At 34.6% G+C, this 16,512-nt stretch carries 19 protein-coding genes; 14 read left to right on the top strand and 5 right to left on the bottom strand.

Annotation, left to right across the window (positions count from 1 at the left end; translation table 11 throughout):
- Positions 1-106 precede the first annotated feature (106 nt).
- The 5 genes from BM383_RS13305 to BM383_RS13285 all read right to left on the bottom strand — a co-directional run bounded on the left by BM383_RS13305 (position 107) and on the right by BM383_RS13285 (position 4,323).
- Positions 107-1,114: a potassium channel family protein gene (locus tag BM383_RS13305; protein WP_093025637.1), complete on the bottom strand. Its 1,008-nt coding sequence runs from the start codon at positions 1,112-1,114 to the stop codon at positions 107-109.
- Between the two features lie 3 nt (positions 1,115-1,117).
- Entirely contained in the window at positions 1,118-1,345 is a 228-nt protein-coding gene (locus tag BM383_RS13300) for a PspC family transcriptional regulator (RefSeq protein WP_093025636.1), read from the bottom strand.
- A 41-nt stretch (positions 1,346-1,386) separates the two neighbouring features.
- Positions 1,387-2,658 (bottom strand): DUF2851 family protein, encoded by a 1,272-nt coding sequence (locus tag BM383_RS13295; protein ID WP_093025635.1) that lies wholly within the window; start codon positions 2,656-2,658, stop codon positions 1,387-1,389.
- A 63-nt stretch (positions 2,659-2,721) separates the two neighbouring features.
- Positions 2,722-3,027 (bottom strand): rhodanese-like domain-containing protein, encoded by a 306-nt coding sequence (locus tag BM383_RS13290; protein WP_093025634.1) that lies wholly within the window; start codon positions 3,025-3,027, stop codon positions 2,722-2,724.
- 72 nt (positions 3,028-3,099) lie between these two features.
- Positions 3,100-4,323, bottom strand: coding sequence for a permease (locus BM383_RS13285; RefSeq protein ID WP_093025633.1), 1,224 nt, complete (start codon positions 4,321-4,323; stop codon positions 3,100-3,102).
- Between the two features lie 171 nt (positions 4,324-4,494).
- On the opposite strand from BM383_RS13285, the gene BM383_RS13280 reads away from it, so the two are divergent.
- From BM383_RS13280 to BM383_RS13215, 14 genes are all read left to right on the top strand, one after another.
- Positions 4,495-4,944, top strand: a complete 450-nt coding sequence (locus BM383_RS13280; protein WP_093025632.1) for a MarR family winged helix-turn-helix transcriptional regulator — start codon at positions 4,495-4,497, stop codon at positions 4,942-4,944.
- Between the two features lie 2 nt (positions 4,945-4,946).
- Positions 4,947-5,579: an NAD(P)H-dependent oxidoreductase gene (locus tag BM383_RS13275; protein ID WP_093025631.1), complete on the top strand. Its 633-nt coding sequence runs from the start codon at positions 4,947-4,949 to the stop codon at positions 5,577-5,579.
- A 28-nt stretch (positions 5,580-5,607) separates the two neighbouring features.
- Positions 5,608-6,168: a YceI family protein gene (locus tag BM383_RS13270; protein ID WP_093025630.1), complete on the top strand. Its 561-nt coding sequence runs from the start codon at positions 5,608-5,610 to the stop codon at positions 6,166-6,168.
- Between the two features lie 286 nt (positions 6,169-6,454).
- Positions 6,455-7,858 (top strand): anthranilate synthase component I family protein, encoded by a 1,404-nt coding sequence (locus BM383_RS13265; RefSeq protein ID WP_093025667.1) that lies wholly within the window; start codon positions 6,455-6,457, stop codon positions 7,856-7,858.
- Positions 7,855-8,421, top strand: a complete 567-nt coding sequence (locus BM383_RS13260; protein WP_093025629.1) for an anthranilate synthase component II — start codon at positions 7,855-7,857, stop codon at positions 8,419-8,421. Before BM383_RS13265 ends, BM383_RS13260 begins: the two co-directional genes overlap by 4 nt.
- 49 nt (positions 8,422-8,470) lie before the next feature.
- Positions 8,471-9,466, top strand: coding sequence for an anthranilate phosphoribosyltransferase (gene trpD / locus BM383_RS13255; protein WP_093025628.1), 996 nt, complete (start codon positions 8,471-8,473; stop codon positions 9,464-9,466).
- Positions 9,467-9,468: 2 nt separating this feature from the next.
- The gene (trpC, locus tag BM383_RS13250) at positions 9,469-10,251 is read left to right on the top strand and encodes an indole-3-glycerol phosphate synthase TrpC (protein WP_093025627.1); all 783 of its coding nucleotides are present in this window, start codon (positions 9,469-9,471) and stop codon (positions 10,249-10,251) included.
- A 111-nt stretch (positions 10,252-10,362) separates the two neighbouring features.
- Positions 10,363-10,980 carry a phosphoribosylanthranilate isomerase gene (locus tag BM383_RS13245; RefSeq protein ID WP_093025626.1) on the top strand — a complete coding sequence of 206 codons (618 nt, stop codon included), beginning with the start codon at positions 10,363-10,365 and terminating at the stop codon, positions 10,978-10,980.
- 13 nt (positions 10,981-10,993) lie between these two features.
- A complete protein-coding gene (gene trpB, locus BM383_RS13240; RefSeq protein ID WP_093025625.1) occupies positions 10,994-12,175 on the top strand; it encodes a tryptophan synthase subunit beta in 1,182 nt (393 codons plus the stop codon).
- A gap of 3 nt (positions 12,176-12,178) precedes the next feature.
- The gene (gene trpA, locus BM383_RS13235) at positions 12,179-12,940 is read left to right on the top strand and encodes a tryptophan synthase subunit alpha (protein WP_093025624.1); all 762 of its coding nucleotides are present in this window, start codon (positions 12,179-12,181) and stop codon (positions 12,938-12,940) included.
- Positions 12,941-12,958: 18 nt separating this feature from the next.
- A complete protein-coding gene (locus BM383_RS13230; protein WP_093025623.1) occupies positions 12,959-13,354 on the top strand; it encodes a hypothetical protein in 396 nt (131 codons plus the stop codon).
- A gap of 119 nt (positions 13,355-13,473) precedes the next feature.
- A complete protein-coding gene (locus BM383_RS13225) occupies positions 13,474-14,094 on the top strand; it encodes a TetR/AcrR family transcriptional regulator (RefSeq protein WP_093025622.1) in 621 nt (206 codons plus the stop codon).
- Positions 14,084-15,403, top strand: a complete 1,320-nt coding sequence (locus BM383_RS13220; RefSeq protein WP_093025621.1) for a TolC family protein — start codon at positions 14,084-14,086, stop codon at positions 15,401-15,403. The genes BM383_RS13225 and BM383_RS13220 overlap by 11 nt, the downstream gene beginning before the upstream one ends.
- A 26-nt stretch (positions 15,404-15,429) precedes the next feature.
- Complete coding sequence (locus BM383_RS13215; RefSeq protein ID WP_093025620.1) at positions 15,430-16,512, top strand: HlyD family secretion protein; 1,083 nt, start codon at positions 15,430-15,432, stop codon at positions 16,510-16,512.

Below are 16,512 nucleotides of genomic sequence, written 5' to 3'. Positions count from 1 at the left end.
TTATCAAATTAGTTTGTTGTTAAAATTTAGCTAAAAAGTCGCGGCAATTTCATAAAAATTTAACTCAAAATCAAATTTAAATTCTTAATTCTGCCGTTTTTACCTTTTACACTAAACGGAAAAGTTCATTCAATTTATGAATCTGTTCTGGCCTTCCCAACACTATAATTTTAGAATTGGGTTCCAGTAATAAAGTACTTTCAGGATTTATAATGTATTCGCCATTCGGCTTTTTGTAACCTATTACATTACACCCCGTTCTTTTACGAATATCTAAATCTAGAATGGATTTGATTTGTTGACCTTTCGAAATATCATCAATAGAAATTTCTTCTAAGTTAATTTTTGATTGCCCTTCAAACGCCAGCGTATCCATAAAATCTACCAAATCTGGTAAAACTACCATGGAGGCCATGTGGTCTCCTCCAATTTTATCGGGCATTACAGTTTTATCAGCTCCGGCTAGTTTCAGTTTCTTTAAAGACGTTTCATCGGAAGCTCTACTGATTATTTTTAAATTCTTATTTAACTGTCTTGCCGAAAGTACAATGAATAGATTGTCGGCATCCTCTGGCAAAGCTGTTATTAAACAATCTGCTTGTTCAATTCCTGCTTTGGAAAGCGTTTCATCTTCATTTGCATTTCCTAAAATATATAAGGTTTCTTCATCAAAAGAATTAGCTACTTCTTCATCCTTTTCAATAATCACAAAAGGCTTTTTGTAAGCTTTAAGTTTTTCAGCAGCTTGCTTTCCATTTCGTCCATAACCACAAATAATGATATGACCTTTAAGCGTATCTATTTTCTTTTTCATTCTTCTGTATTTAACGTTATGAAAAGTACTTCTTGCCAATAAATATTCGGTAACCACAGACACTGCGAAACCCAAAATAAAAAGTCCTGAAAGAATAAGTATGATGGTAAATATTTTGGTAGGCTCATCTGTAGGTCTTATTTCGCTAAAACCAACAGTAGATATGGTAATCACGGTCATATACGCCGCTTCTACCCAACTGTAACCCGCAATAATTTTGTAGCCAACAATTCCACTAGCAAAAACTGCCAGAAGTAAAATAATAGCTATAAAAAGGCGAGGTCTAAAAAGTTTAAACATAAATTATAGATCGAATACCGATGTTCTTTTGGTATAGATTAGGTCTTTTAAACGCAACAAAAAAGCCAACGTAAGGTAAACGGCAAACCAAACACCAAAAGTGGCAAACGTAACATAAATGAAAAACAAACGTACATTTTTTGCTTTCATTCCAAGTCGATCTGCAAGTCGAGAAGAAACCTCGAACCCGTGTTTCTCAAAAAAATATTTTGTTTTCTGAAACCATTTCATACCGTAAATATACTAATTACGCTCACTTTACCACAAGCTTTTTAGGGTTTCATCAATTTTGTTCCCACAGCGCAATGTAAACAGCGTGTTTTACTGCAATATTGCTTGTACAATTGAAGTAAGGATTGTGAATCTTTAGCAGAATTTGAAGCGATTTTCAACTTTGAAAAATTATTGATAACGGTATTTTTTTCGGAAGGAATTTCTTCTGCTAACTTCAATAAAATTTCAGTATCCAATTTCCCTTTAGATTGCTGATAACAAAACTGAAGTGGAATAATCGTATTGATGATGATCAAATTTATAAACGCATCTGAAACTGTCTTCTTTACTCTTTTTGATTCTTTTGAAAAGGTATAATGTGTATTCCAAAATTCCGAAGTGCTTACCTTTAAAACATGCTGTAAATCTGATCTGTTTGTAGTAGTCATTAATAATGAAAATATTTGTGAATGACTTGCATACAAATTAGCCAATTGAGACAAACGGATTGTTGGAAAATTTGGTGGTCGCAATTTGAAAAACTGCGGACTCAAAACTCCTAAATTTGATAGCTGAAATTTAGATTTCAGGAATTTATATTCATCTTGAAGACTCTTCTCGTAAGAAGAAGGAATTTCTGAAGTGAGCAATAATGCTTGGCCAAATAGCAAACTCTCTAATTGCTTTAAACTTTGAGTTGATTTTTGAAATGTTGCAAACTCAAAACTTTGAGCAATACTTAAAAAGGATTCGCCATTGATATTTCCACCAAAATTCTTCATCAATAATTGAAAAAGAACTGCCTCCCAATTGTTCTTTGACTTCGACAATAGCTCTTTAATTAAAATCGATTTTTGCTCTAATCGTTCAATAAAAAGACGTTCTTTCCAATTGCTCAAAATAAAATCGTCTACTGAAGTAATTTCATTTTCACAATTAATAAAACTATAGGAATGGTAAATGAACTTTTGATAAGAATTCAGCAAATCATGAGAAACATAATCCTTCAATAAAAGAGTTGGTACAGGTTGATTATTTGCATTAAAAATTTCTACATCATCTTCCCAAACCACATGCAAAATCACATTGTTGTAATTCGGGTCTTTTTCATGTCCATGCGCAAACCAATCTGAAGATTTTAAATGCATTTCTACATTGCCTACCCAATGTTGACCTGCAATAACCAAACTTGCGTTGAAGAAATCTGGCCCAGCCAAAGTATTGTAACTTCCAAATTTTTGAATCTCTACACTTTCACCAAGAGAAGTTTTTAAGTTGTTCAATGACAACTTTTTAAAACGCCACAGAAAATGTAAAAAATCTTCTTTCATTTTCTGAAAATAAAAAAAATCCTGCAAATGCAGGATTTTTATACTATATATTTTTTAGAAAATCTATTCTGTTTCACCTTCCCATTCCATAATTCCACCCAAAAGATTATAGGCGTTTTCAAATCCAAGCTCACTCATTATTTGACAAGCTTTTGCACTGCGAGCACCAGAACGGCAATACACGTAATAGTTTTTAGATTTATCTAATTCTTCTACACTGTAGATAAATCCTTGTCCTTTCATAATATCAATATTCGTAGCTCCAGGAATATGCACTTCGTCAAATTCTTCAGCAGTTCTTACATCTAATAAAAAAGAATTATCATCCTTTTCATATTGTGTAGCCCAATCGTCTTGTGGTAAATTCATAGTTTAATTTTTTTTCAAAAATAACAAAACTGGTAAGCGAGTGCAATTTTATTTTTAGCGTATTCATATAGATTATAGAAAGAATTTAATAATAAGTCCACCAGCTAACCAAACATAGCAAGCCAAGGCTGCATATTTTAAAATCTTCTCTAGTAATTTACTTTTGGGAGCCATTTCTTTCATATACATCATATCTTTCTTTTTGAAGAAGCCCAAATAAATTAGATATCCTGAAATCAATAGAAAACCAATATTAAGGAAAAAGGTGTAATTGATTTTAAAATATTTCTGATCTTGAATATGTACTTGAGAAGGATCTGGCAAAGCACCAAAAAGATCAAATCCATAATGTAAAAGTAATGATGCACCTATTAAAGAAACGAATAATAAAAGAAGAATAAAGAGCGCCATCTTCCAGCCATAATATTTTGCATTGATCCTCAACACAGGAAACACGACCAAATCGCTAAAAATAAATGCCATAACTCCAGCAAAACTCACTCCTTTTCCAAATAAAAGAGCTGCCAAGGGAATATTCCCCATAGAACCAATAAACGTAATAAAGGCCACAACCGGCCCAACAATAATATGCTCTAATATCTCCAGAAAGCTAAAGTCTGTATTTCCACTTCCTGAATTTATAAAGAGCGTTTGAAAAAACGAATCTGGAACAAAAGCAGCAACAATACCTGCAATAGTAAAACCTACAGTAACATCTTTCCAAACCATTTTCCACTCCATTCCATATTGCTTTGAAACTTTGGCCCAGTTTTCTTCAGATTTTATTTTTTGAACAAAAGATTTAGAACCATCATCATCCATATCTTCATCATCATTTCCTAAATTTTTTCTGGCCTTCTCTATTAACTTTTTAGGATTGAAAATTTTAATCAACAACCATGATATCAAAATCAATAGAACTCCTCCTATGTATTCGCCCACAACAAATTGCCAACCAAGAAATATAGAAATTATAATCCCTAATTCTATAACTAAGTTTGTAGACGCCAACAGGAATGCGATAGAAGCTATAAAACTTGCACCTTTTTTAAACAAAGATTTTGTTGTTGCCAAAGCTGCAAAACTGCAAGAGCTACTAATTAATCCAAAAATACTTCCCAGCAGCACACCTTTACCCTCTTGTGCTCCCATGGCCTTTTGCATTTTCTTTTCTGTTACAAAAACTTGTATCATACTACTTATAAGGTAACCTAAAACAAAAGCCCAAATTGCCATCCAAAAAAAACCTACACTGGTATAAGCTGCCTGGCTCCAATCTTGTAAAAATGTATTCATATAAAAGTTTTACATAAAGCTAACTTTCTTCAAACACTCTTAAAACAGCTTTATCATAACTTTAAAAGTCTTTATCACCAAATTAAAATAAACTTTAAAAAATTAACATTTCATTAAGCACTTGTATATACAAATAACATACATTTGTACATACAAATATTGTAAAAACAAATGAAGATTGAAGAAATAGTAAAAACGCAAAACATTACTTTATCAAAAAAAGTAATATTCAACATTTTACTTACGCAAACCAAAATTGCGGAAACACTTCATTCCATTTTAAAAGAACACGATATTTCTACAGAACAATTTAATGTTTTAAGAATTTTACGAGGTCAAAAAGGAAAACCTGCAAACATGTGCGTGTTACAAGAACGTATGATTGCAAAAACTAGCAACACTACCCGCTTGGTGGATAAACTAATCTCAAAAGAATTAGCCACAAGACAAGTCTGCGAAGAAAACAGAAGAAAAATGGAAGTGCTTATCACTGAAAAAGGTTTAGCACTTTTAGAAATTTTAGATCCTCTTGTGTTAGCACACGAAGATTCTTTCACAGATAAATTGAACGAAAAAGAATTAGAAGAATTAAACGAATTATTAGAAAAAATAAGAAACTAAACATGAGTACTTACGTTGATAATTTAAACTGGCGCTACGCCACCAAAAGATTCGATGAATCTAAAAAGATTAGCAAAAAAGATCTTGATACTTTAAAAGAAGCTGTAAGACTTTCTGCTTCTTCTTACGGAATGCAACCTTACGAGATTTTTGTTATTGAAAGTCCAGAAATCAAAGAAGAATTAAGAACAGCCGCTTACAATCAACCACAATTAACAGAAGCTTCTCACGTAGTTGTTTTTGCTGCAAAAGCAGATGTTACCGCAGAAGACGTGACTGAATACATGGAAAATGTAGGGGAAACCAGAGGAATTCCTACTGAACAATTGGAAGGTTTTAGTAACATGATCAACGGGGCTATTGTAAGCAGAGCCAAAGAGGAAAAAGCTATTTGGGCTGAAAAACAATGTTACATTGCTTTAGGAAATTTACTATCAGCTGCTGCAAATATGAAAATTGATGCTTGTCCTATGGAAGGCTTTGATGCTACAGGTTTTGATAAAATCCTAGGTTTAGAAGAAAAAGGATTACACGCTGCTGTAATTGCAACAATCGGCTATAGAAGCACAGAAGACCAAACGCAAGAATATGTGAAGGTTAGAAAATCAACAGAGAAATTATTCACTACACTATAATTATATTTAAAACTAAAATTTAAAAACAATGAAAAAAAGATTAGCAACATTAGCAATGGCGTTAGTAGTTTCAGTAACTGCATTCGCGCAAACAAAAACTGTAAAAGCAGAAGAAAGCACAGTAACTTGGAAAGGTTATAAAGTAACTGGTTCACACGAAGGAACTGTTGACTTGAAAAGCGGAACTTTGAAATTTGACGGTGACAAATTAACTGGTGGACAGTTTACAGTAGACATGACTACTATTGGTTCTACAGATCTAGAAGGTGAGTACAAAGGTAAACTTGATGGTCACTTAAAATCTGAAGATTTCTTTGGAGTTGAAAAATATCCTAACGCAACTTTAAAAATTACTAAAGTTAAAGCTACAGGTAAAAACAGCTACAAAGTAACTGGTGATTTAACTATCAAATCTACTACAGAGCCTATCACTTTTGACATGTCTGTTTACGGAAGCAAAGCTACTGCTACGTTAAAAATCGACCGTTCTAAATATGACGTTCGTTACGGTTCTGGAAGCTTTTTCGACGGTTTAGGTGATAAAACTATCTATGATGAGTTTGACCTAGTTGTTGATCTTCAATTCTAAAAAAAATATTTCCCTCAAACCAAATATATTAGAAGTGTTAAATCTCGAATAATTTTTCGGGATTTAACTTTTTATGAAACGTTTATATTGTGTATCTCAAATAAGATTTCTACTTTTGAAATAACAAAATAGAATATGAACAGAATTTTAAACAATACTTGGTGGTGGAACAACTTACGTCAAACGTCGTGAGCAGTACACCTTATAGTATAGTTTAATCTAAATACACAAAAGGCTTGTCAATCACGACAAGCCTTTTTTTATGGAAAAATTTGAAGAAAAAGATATGAAAACATTTCAACTACAAACACATTACAAACATTTGCTCGCCGATATTATTACGCCGGTAAGCATCTATCTTAAAATAAGAGATCAGTACCCCAATAGCATTTTGCTAGAAAGTAGTGATTACCACGCCAACAACAATAGTTTCTCTTACGTTTGTTTCAACCCGATTGCTTCCATCAAAGTTGAAAATGAAATATTGACTAAAACCTATCCTGATGGAACTTCGGAAGAAATTCAAATTGATAAGTCAGTAAATATTCCTCAAGAAATTGATGCTTTTGGAAAACAATTCAAAACGGAAGACAACGATTTTAAGTTCATCAATAATGGATTATTTGGGTATTTGGCATACGATTCGGTAAAGTATTTTGAAGATGTAGAAATCAGTAAAAAAGATACTTCTCTCAATATTCCCGATGTGTATTATGCCGTGTACCAAAACATCATAGCCATCAACCATTTCAAAAACGATGCTTATGTTTTTGCACATTGTTTTGAAAGCGAAAGCAATATTCCTTCCATAGAAACCTTAATCCAAAGTAGAAATTATGCTACTTATAATTTTTCTCCGGAAGGCGAACCTACTTCGGTTCTAACCGATGAAGAGTACAAAGCTCATGTTCGCGAAGCTAAAAAACACGCACATCGAGGTGATATTTTTCAGCTCGTGTTAAGCAGACGTTTTTCTCAAAAATTTAAAGGAGACGAATTCAATGTATATCGTGCGTTACGAAGCATCAATCCTTCTCCTTATTTATTTTATTTTGATTACGGAGATTTTAAAATCTTCGGAAGCTCGCCAGAAGCGCAAATTATTGTAAAAGACAATCAAGCAGAAATTCATCCTATTGCCGGAACTTTTAAACGTACCGGAAACGATGAAAAAGATGCCGAATTGGCCAAACAACTTTCGGCAGATGACAAAGAAAATGCCGAGCACGTAATGTTGGTAGACTTAGCTAGAAACGATTTAAGCCGAAACGGAACCAACGTAACGGTAGACACCTACCGCGAAGTACAATATTTTTCACATGTAATTCACTTGGTTTCTAAAGTTACCGGGCAAAAAAAGCCAGAAATTCCAACCATGCAAGTAGTTGCCGATACCTTCCCTGCGGGTACGTTAAGTGGTGCTCCAAAACACATGGCGATGCAACTCATCGAAAAATACGAGAAGAACAATCGTGATTTTTATGGTGGAGCAATCGGTTTTATGGATTTCCACGGAAATTTCAATCACGCCATTATGATTAGAACTTTCTTAAGCAAAAACCATGAATTGCATTACCAAGCAGGAGCAGGAATTGTTTCAGCATCAAAAGAAGAAAACGAATTACAAGAAGTATACAACAAATTAGGAGCTTTAACCAAAGCTGTAGCAATAGCAAAAGAGATCAAATAATGAAAATATTAGTGATAGATAATTACGACAGTTTCACCTACAATTTGGTTCATTATCTGGAAGATCTGGATTGTGATGTCGTTGTAAAAAGAAACGATCAACTTACTTTAGAAGAAATTGAACCATTTGACAAAATTGTATTGTCTCCAGGTCCTGGAATTCCAGATGAAGCTGGTTTGTTGAAAGATATTATAAAAACCTATGCTCCTTCCAAATCCATTTTTGGAGTATGTCTAGGATTGCAAGCCATAGGTGAAGTTTTCGGAGGTAAATTAACCAACTTAGACAAAGTGTATCACGGTGTGGCCACCAAAGTAACCATTACCAAAGATGATGTTTTGTTCAAAGATTTACCGAAAGAAATTGAAGTTGGCCGTTACCATTCCTGGGTAGTTGCAGACGAAGATTTGCCGGAAGTTCTAAGCGTGACTTCGGTAGATGAAAACGGACAAATTATGTCTATGCGACATTTAGCGTATGATGTTTGCGGTGTGCAATACCACCCAGAATCTGTTTTGACGCCAGACGGAAAGAAAATATTAGAGAATTGGCTTAAAAGTTAATCATTGAATCATTGTAAACAGATAACTTTTAATATTGAACTAAAATAAAATGAAAGAGATATTAAACCGATTAATTAACCACGAAACCATTTCTAAAGAAGAAGCCAGAAATGTGTTGGTTCATATTTCAAACGGAGCATATAATACCAGCCAAATTGCGGCTTTTTTAACCGTGTATATGATGCGAAGCGTTACCACCGATGAATTAGAAGGTTTCCGCGATGCCTTGTTAGAATTGTGTATTCCGGTAGATTTAAATGGTGTAGAAACTATTGACCTTTGCGGAACGGGTGGTGACGGAAAAGACACCTTCAACATTTCTACTTTGTCTTCTTTTGTAACTGCTGCAGCTGGAGTTCCTGTTGCAAAGCATGGTAATTACGGAGTTTCATCTAAATGTGGATCCAGCAACGTAATGGAACATTTAGGGATTAAGTTCACCAGCGATGCCGACTTTTTAAAGCGAAGCATAGACGAAGCCAACATTTGTTTTTTGCACGCACAATTGTTTCACCCTGCAATGAAAAACGTTGGGCCAATCCGTAAAGAATTGGGTGTTAAAACATTTTTCAATATGTTGGGACCAATGATTAATCCGGCATTTCCAAAACATCAAATGGTAGGCGTTTTTAGTTTAGAATTGGCGCGTTTGTACAGTTATTTATACCAAAAAACAGATAAAAATTATACCATTTTACATGCGTTAGATGGGTATGACGAAATTTCGTTAACCGGAACAACAAAAGCCATTACCAACAATGCAGAACGTATGCTAACTGCGGAAGATTTTGGTGTAAAAGCACATTCGCAAGCAGCCATCAAAGGTGATGATACTATTGAAGGAACCGCGAAAATCTTTATGAATGTTTTAAACGGAAAAGGAACCGAAGCACAAACCAATGTGGTATGTGCCAATGCCGGAACCGCCATTGCAACTGTAAAAGGTTTCACTTCAAAAGAAGGCTTTGACCTGGCAAAAGAAACCTTACTTTCTGGAAAAGCACTCAAAACTTTCGAAACATTGCAAACATTAAGTCAGAATTAAGTATGAATATTTTAGATAAAATAGTTGCCGATAAACGCAAAGAAGTCGCTTTGAGAAAATCGCTGATTCCAACATCTCAATTAGAAAATTCTGTACTTTTTGGTAGAGAAACATTTTCATTAGCAACAGCTTTAAAAAACAGCAACAGCGGCATTATTGCCGAACACAAACGCAGATCGCCATCTAAACAAATTATCAATCATGCATTGAATGTTCAGGATGTTGCGCAAGGCTATGAAACGGCTGGAGTTTGCGGAATGTCTGTGCTCACCGATGGTAAATATTTTGGTGGTTCCTTAGACGATTTGTTGTTAGCCAGAGCTTCTTCAAACTTACCGTTATTACGCAAAGAGTTCATTGTAGATGAATACCAATTGTTAGAAGCTAAAGCTTACGGAGCAGATGTAATTCTACTCATCGCAGCGGTGCTGACACAAGTAGAAATCAAGCAATTTTCTGAGTTTGCTAAAAGTTTAGGGCTGGAAGTACTTTTAGAAGTTCACAATCAAGAGGAATTAGAAAAATCGATCATGCCGAGTTTAGATATGTTAGGCGTAAACAACCGAAACTTAAAAACCTTTGAGGTAAGTTTAGACATCAGCAAAAGTTTATCGACTCAAATTCCAGATGATTTTGTAAAGGTTTCTGAAAGTGGCATCAGCAATGTTTCGGCAATAAAAGAGTTACAACCATTTGGTTACAAAGGTTTTTTAATTGGAGAAAACTTTATGAAAACCGATAATCCGGGAGCAAGCGCCACCGAATTCATTCAAAACCTTCTCTAAAAGAAGATTGCTAGTTGTATGACATAAAACATGAAGAATCAAAAAACAAACATAGATAAAAAAATCCCCTTTCCTTTGGAGAGGGTTAGGGTGAGGCTAAAAGTTTGCGGCATGAAATATCAAGGAAATATGGAAGCAGTCGCTGCTTTACAACCCGATTACTTAGGGTTTATTTTCTATGAAAAATCGAGTCGTTGTTTTCATGGTGAAATGGGTGATATTTCAGCAAACATTAAAAAAACAGGGGTTTTTGTCAATGCTACTTTGGAAGAAATTCAGGAAAACATAGTTGAATTTGGTCTTAAAGCCATTCAATTGCACGGAGAAGAATCAGTTGATTTTTGCAAGAAGTTGAAAACTGAAAACCCTTCAGTAGAAATTATCAAAGTATTTCCTATCAAAGACAATTTTAACTTTGAGCAATTACAACCTTACGAAGCTTTTGTAGATTATTTTCTGTTTGATACCAAAGGAAAATTACCTGGCGGAAATGGGTATACTTTTGATTGGAAAGTGTTGCAAAATTACAATGCTAAAAAACCGTATTTTTTAAGTGGCGGCATTGGTTTGGAAACGATTCCGCAATTACAAGAATTTTTAAAAATTCCAGAAGCCAAAAAATGTGCTGCGATAGATGTGAACAGCAAATTTGAAACACAACCTGGATTAAAAAATATAGAAGAGTTAAAGTTATTTATTGAGCAGTTGCAATTGGCAACCATCAACTAAACAGAACGATATTATGAGTTATCACGTTAACGAAAAAGGATATTACGGCGAGTTTGGAGGAGCTTACATTCCAGAAATGTTATACCCAAATGTAGAAGAACTACGTCAAAATTATTTGAAAATCATGGCAGAACCAGATTTTCAAAAAGAATTCAATCAGTTATTAAAAGATTACGTGGGTCGCCCTTCTCCACTATATTTTGCGTCGCGTTTATCTAAAAAACACAATACTAAAATCTATCTCAAAAGAGAAGATTTAAATCATACCGGAGCGCACAAAGTCAACAACACCATTGGGCAAATTCTCATGGCAAAACGTTTGGGTAAAACTCGCATCATTGCAGAAACTGGAGCCGGACAACACGGTGTAGCTACTGCTACGGTTTGTGCGTTAATGGGAATTCAATGTGTGGTGTATATGGGCGAAATTGACATTGCCAGACAAGCACCAAACGTTGCTCGAATGAAAATGTTGGGAGCAGAAGTTGTAGCTGCTACTTCTGGTAGTAAAACCCTGAAAGATGCTACTAACGAAGCTATTCGTGATTGGATTAACAATCCGGTAGACACACATTACATTATTGGTTCGGTAGTTGGGCCGCATCCGTATCCTGATATGGTAGCACGTTTTCAAAGTGTGGTTTCCGAAGAAATTAAAAAGCAATTATTAACACACGAAGGAACTGAATTCCCGAATCATGTAATTGCTTGCGTAGGTGGCGGAAGCAATGCTGCAGGAGCTTTCTATCATTTCTTGGATGAAGAAAAAGTAAATCTTATTGCTGTAGAAGCTGCCGGACATGGTGTAGATAGTGGCGAAAGTGCTGCGACCTCTATTTTAGGAAAAGAAGGCATTATTCACGGAAGCAAAACCTTGTTGATGCAAACGAAAGACGGACAAATCACAGAACCGTATTCTATCTCTGCTGGATTGGATTATCCAGGAGTTGGTCCGTTACACGCACATTTGTTTAAAACCGGAAGAGCAGAATTTATTGCTATTACGGATGACCAAGCAATGACTGCCGGCATGGAACTAACCAAGTTAGAAGGCATTATTCCGGCTATTGAAAGTTCGCACGCATTTGCAGTGTTGAAAGAGAAACAATTTCAACCAGAAGATATTGTGATCATCAACCTTTCTGGGCGTGGCGATAAAGATTTAGATACCTACATTAAACATTTCAATTTATAAGAGATGAACAGAATTCAGCAAAAATTACAAGAAGATAAAAAGCTATTATCCATATACTTTACGGCAGGTTACCCTAATTTGAACGATACCGTTACCATTATTGAAAACTTAGAAAAATCAGGAGTTGATATGATTGAAATTGGATTACCGTTTAGTGATCCTTTGGCAGACGGACCAACCATTCAGGCGAGTTCTACACAAGCTTTAAAAAACGGAATGACTACCGAAATTTTGTTTCAACAATTAAAAGATATTCGTAAAACGGTTTCGATTCCTTTGATTATCATGGGGTATTTTAATCCGATTTTGCAATATGGCGTGGAAGCATTTTGTGAAAAATGTGCAGAAATTGGCATTGACGGACTCATAATCCCTGATCTTCCTGTAGATGTATATCACGAAGAATATGAAGCATTGTTTAATCAATACAACCTCATCAATACGTTTTTAATAACGCCACAAACCAGTGATGAACGTATCAAATACATTGATTCCATTTCCAAAGGATTTATCTACATGGTTAGTTCGGCTGGCGTTACCGGAGCTAAAAACTCTTTTGGAAGTGCACAAACCGACTATTTTAAAAGAATTGCAGATTTAAACCTCAACGCTCCACAAATTGTAGGTTTTGGAATTAGCAATACTGAAACTTTTAAAGCGGCCACTCAGTATGCAAAAGGAGCGATTATTGGATCAGCTTTTATCAAATTTCTAAAGGAAAATGGTACCGAAAAAACTTCTGAATTTGCTACCTTCGTTAGATAAAATAACATTCATACTACTTTGCGAATAGAAGATCACCATATTATAGAAGAAGTCCTTGAAATTCATCAACTTGAATTTGGGGACTTCTTTTTCTTTGATGATTTTGTAGTTGGTCAAATACATGAAGAAGAATTATTCAACTGGTCAAAAGCTTCCGTAGTTATCAAACTTGCCGAAAAACTTTATGGTACAGGTTGTATGCCTCATTATATTTCCAATCGAATTTATGATTATTCCATTATAGCTCAGGACTGGTTAACTTTCTTTCAAAACCGATATGTTTTAAAGTCTTACATCATTGTTACATATAAAGACAGTAGTGTTATGAATATGATGTTTGAAAAACTTTTCCTTAAAGAAACTATCATCACCAAATGTAAAAGTTTGGATGATGCACTTTCCATTGTTAAATAATCTGACCGAGATTTCATAAAAAGAAAACGTTGTAATGTTAAAAATTGATAATTATCATTTTAAACAAACGTTTAATTTAAACAAACGTTTAATTTTGTCGTGTCAAATTATATGTGACAATGGATTTAAATGAAAAACAATTACAAATTTTAGACATTGCGGAGAAGTTATTCGCCGAAAATGGGTTTGATGCTACTTCTGTACGCCATATTGCAAAAGAGGCAGATATAAATGTGGCTATGATTTCCTACTATTTTGGATCAAAAGAAAAGCTACTCGAAACACTTTTCGCTCATAAAGTGGCCGACTTCAAACTAGAAATCAATCAAATTGTACATAATGAAGATTTAGATTGGTTTGAAAAAGTAGACCGGTTGGTTTCTTTACTAGTACAAAGAATTCATAAAAACCGCCGAGTTCATAAAATTATCAATAATGAATATTCAAGCAACTGCAGAAACTTTGACATTCAAAAATTTATTGATCGGAAAAAAGAGAATTACATTCTTCTGGAAAAATTCATCAAAAGTGGTCAAAAAGCCGGCGCCTTTACCAAAAATGTAGAAATATCACTCATTGTACCTACAATTTTAGGAACATATTTCTATTTCTATTACAACAAAAAAATTTTTCATCTCATGTATAATTTAGATGAGAACAGCGCAGACGAATTTGTTCTCACTACACTAAACAAGCACGTTCAACAAACCATTAAAGCAATATTAACGTATGAAAATTAGAAGTTTATGGTTACTGGTTTTGATATTTGGTTGTCAATTTATCAGGGCTCAACAAACAAAACCATTAACGCTCCAAGAAGCTGTAAACATCGCGTTAGAAAACAGTGACGAAGCAAAAATTGCGGACAGTAAAGTAACTACTGCTGCCAGCGAGTTAAGTGTTATCAAAAACAATCAGTATCCGGATGCTTCTATCTCCGGACAGTATTTGTATTTAACAGAGCCAAATATCAACTTGAAATTTAGCCAAGGAACATCAGAAGAAGAAGCAGGAACAGAATCTGGCACTGCTTTTCCAGATGTAAATCAAATGGGATTTGTAATGGGAACTGTTCAAATGCCGCTTTTCTCTGGTTTCAAATTACACAACATGGTGAAAGCCGGCGAAAGCAATTATGAAGCTGAAGTATTGAATGCTAAAAATGATAAAGAAGCTATTGCATTAAGAACCATTACAGGGTACATCAATCTCTACAAAGCAAACCGCATGGTAGAATTGATTGAAGAGAATCTAAAAAGTGCGAAACAACGCGTTACCGATTTTACCAATATGGAAGAAAATGGTCTTTTGGCTAGAAACGATCGTTTGAAAGCAGAATTGCAAGAATCTAACATTCAAATTTCACTAGAAGAAGCAAAGAAAAATCAATATATGATCAATTATCAATTGGTTACTTTATTGAAACTTCCTGCTGGAACTGTTGTAGAAATTAACGATAGTACTTTTGGTATTGCAGAAGAAAATCCTGCAACAGAAATTACTCGTTACGATCTTGAAGCCATGGCACAACAACAAAAAGCAGCTATGAATCAAATTAAAGTAGCGCAAAGTGCTTACTACCCTACGCTTTTCTTTTCTGGTGGATATGTAGGTGCCAATGTGAAAAATGCATTGACCATTAGCAATGCTTTTAACGTAGGCCTTGGAGTTTCTTACAATCTATCAGATATTTTCAAAGCGAAGAGTGACATTAGAGCTGCTAAAAGCAAAGCAGAGACCTTGCAATATTCTATTGAGTTAGCCAATGATCAAGTAAAAGTAGCAGTTGAAAATGCAAAAAGAAACTATCAATTAGCACTGAAAAAACTAGAACTCTATACAAAATCTGAAGAGCAAGCCAACGAGAACTATCGTATTGTAAAAGATAAATATGATAATGGTTTGGTAGACACCAATGATTTGTTGGAAGCAGATGTTCAAAGACTTCAATCTAAAATAGATTTGGCAAATGCTAAAGCAGATATTACCAAAACCTACTACGAATTATTGAATACAGAAGGACAGTTAACAAACAACTTAAACAACTAAAAAGAATACAATTTATTTTCAACACCATGGAACAAAAGAAAAAGACAAATAAAAAGTTCATTATCATCTTTTCAGTATTGGTAATCATTGGACTTATTTTTGGAGTGTATACATTTTTACATTCTTTAGAGCACGAAGAAACCGATGATGCTCAAATAGAATCAAACATGAACCCAATTATCCCAAGAGTAAGTGGATATATTGAAAAAGTTTATGTAGATGACAATCAAGCTGTGAAAAAAGGAGATACACTTTTCGTAATTCAGGATGAAGATTATCTAGTACAATTACAACAAGCAAAAGCAAGTTTGGCTGCTGCCGAGAGTCAGTTATTAGTAGCGCAAGCCAGCATAGGATCTTCACAGGCAAACGTACGTTTCTCTAGTGCACAAGTAGGTTCTGCTTCAGGAAACATTGAAAACGCGAAAATCCAGTTATGGAGAGCTACCAATGATTTTGAACGTTACCAAAATCTATATGAAAACCACTCTATTACTGCGCAGCAGTTTGAGCAAGCTCAGGCTAAGAAAGAAGAAGCTGAGAAGCAACTAGAAATTCTTCAAAACCAACAAAAAGCATCTTCTAGTCAACGATCTGTAGCTGTTTCTCAAAAGGAAATTGCAGAGAAAAAAGTAAGCGTTGCAGAAGCTAACGTACAAAGTGCTATTGCCGCTTTGGATGCTGCTAAATTAAACGTTGGTTATACCGTAGTTACTGCTCCAATTGATGGTCAACTATCAGATGTAGATTTACAAGCAGGTCAATTTGTATCACCGGGTCAAGCATTGTTCTACTTGGTAAACACACAAGACAAATGGGTAGTGGCTAACTTTAAAGAAACTCAGTTAGACAAACTACAGAAGGGCCAAAAAGTAATTATCAAAGTAGATGCATATCCTGATACGGAGTTCGAAGCAGAAATTGCAGCTTTTTCTCCTGCAACCGGAGCTAAATTCTCTTTGTTACCTCCTGATAATGCAACAGGAAACTTTGTAAAAACCATTCAACGTCTTCCAGTGAAAATAGAATTCACCAAAGGAAACGATACTGAAGAAATGAAAAAACTACGTGCCGGTATGAACGTAGTAGTAGATGTATATTTAAAATAA

The organism is Pustulibacterium marinum, assembly GCF_900116665.1.
GTDB classification, from domain to species: domain Bacteria; phylum Bacteroidota; class Bacteroidia; order Flavobacteriales; family Flavobacteriaceae; genus Pustulibacterium; species Pustulibacterium marinum.
The sequence above is the reverse complement of the archived record's forward strand: the minus strand, read 5'-3'. Positions and strand labels throughout refer to the sequence as shown.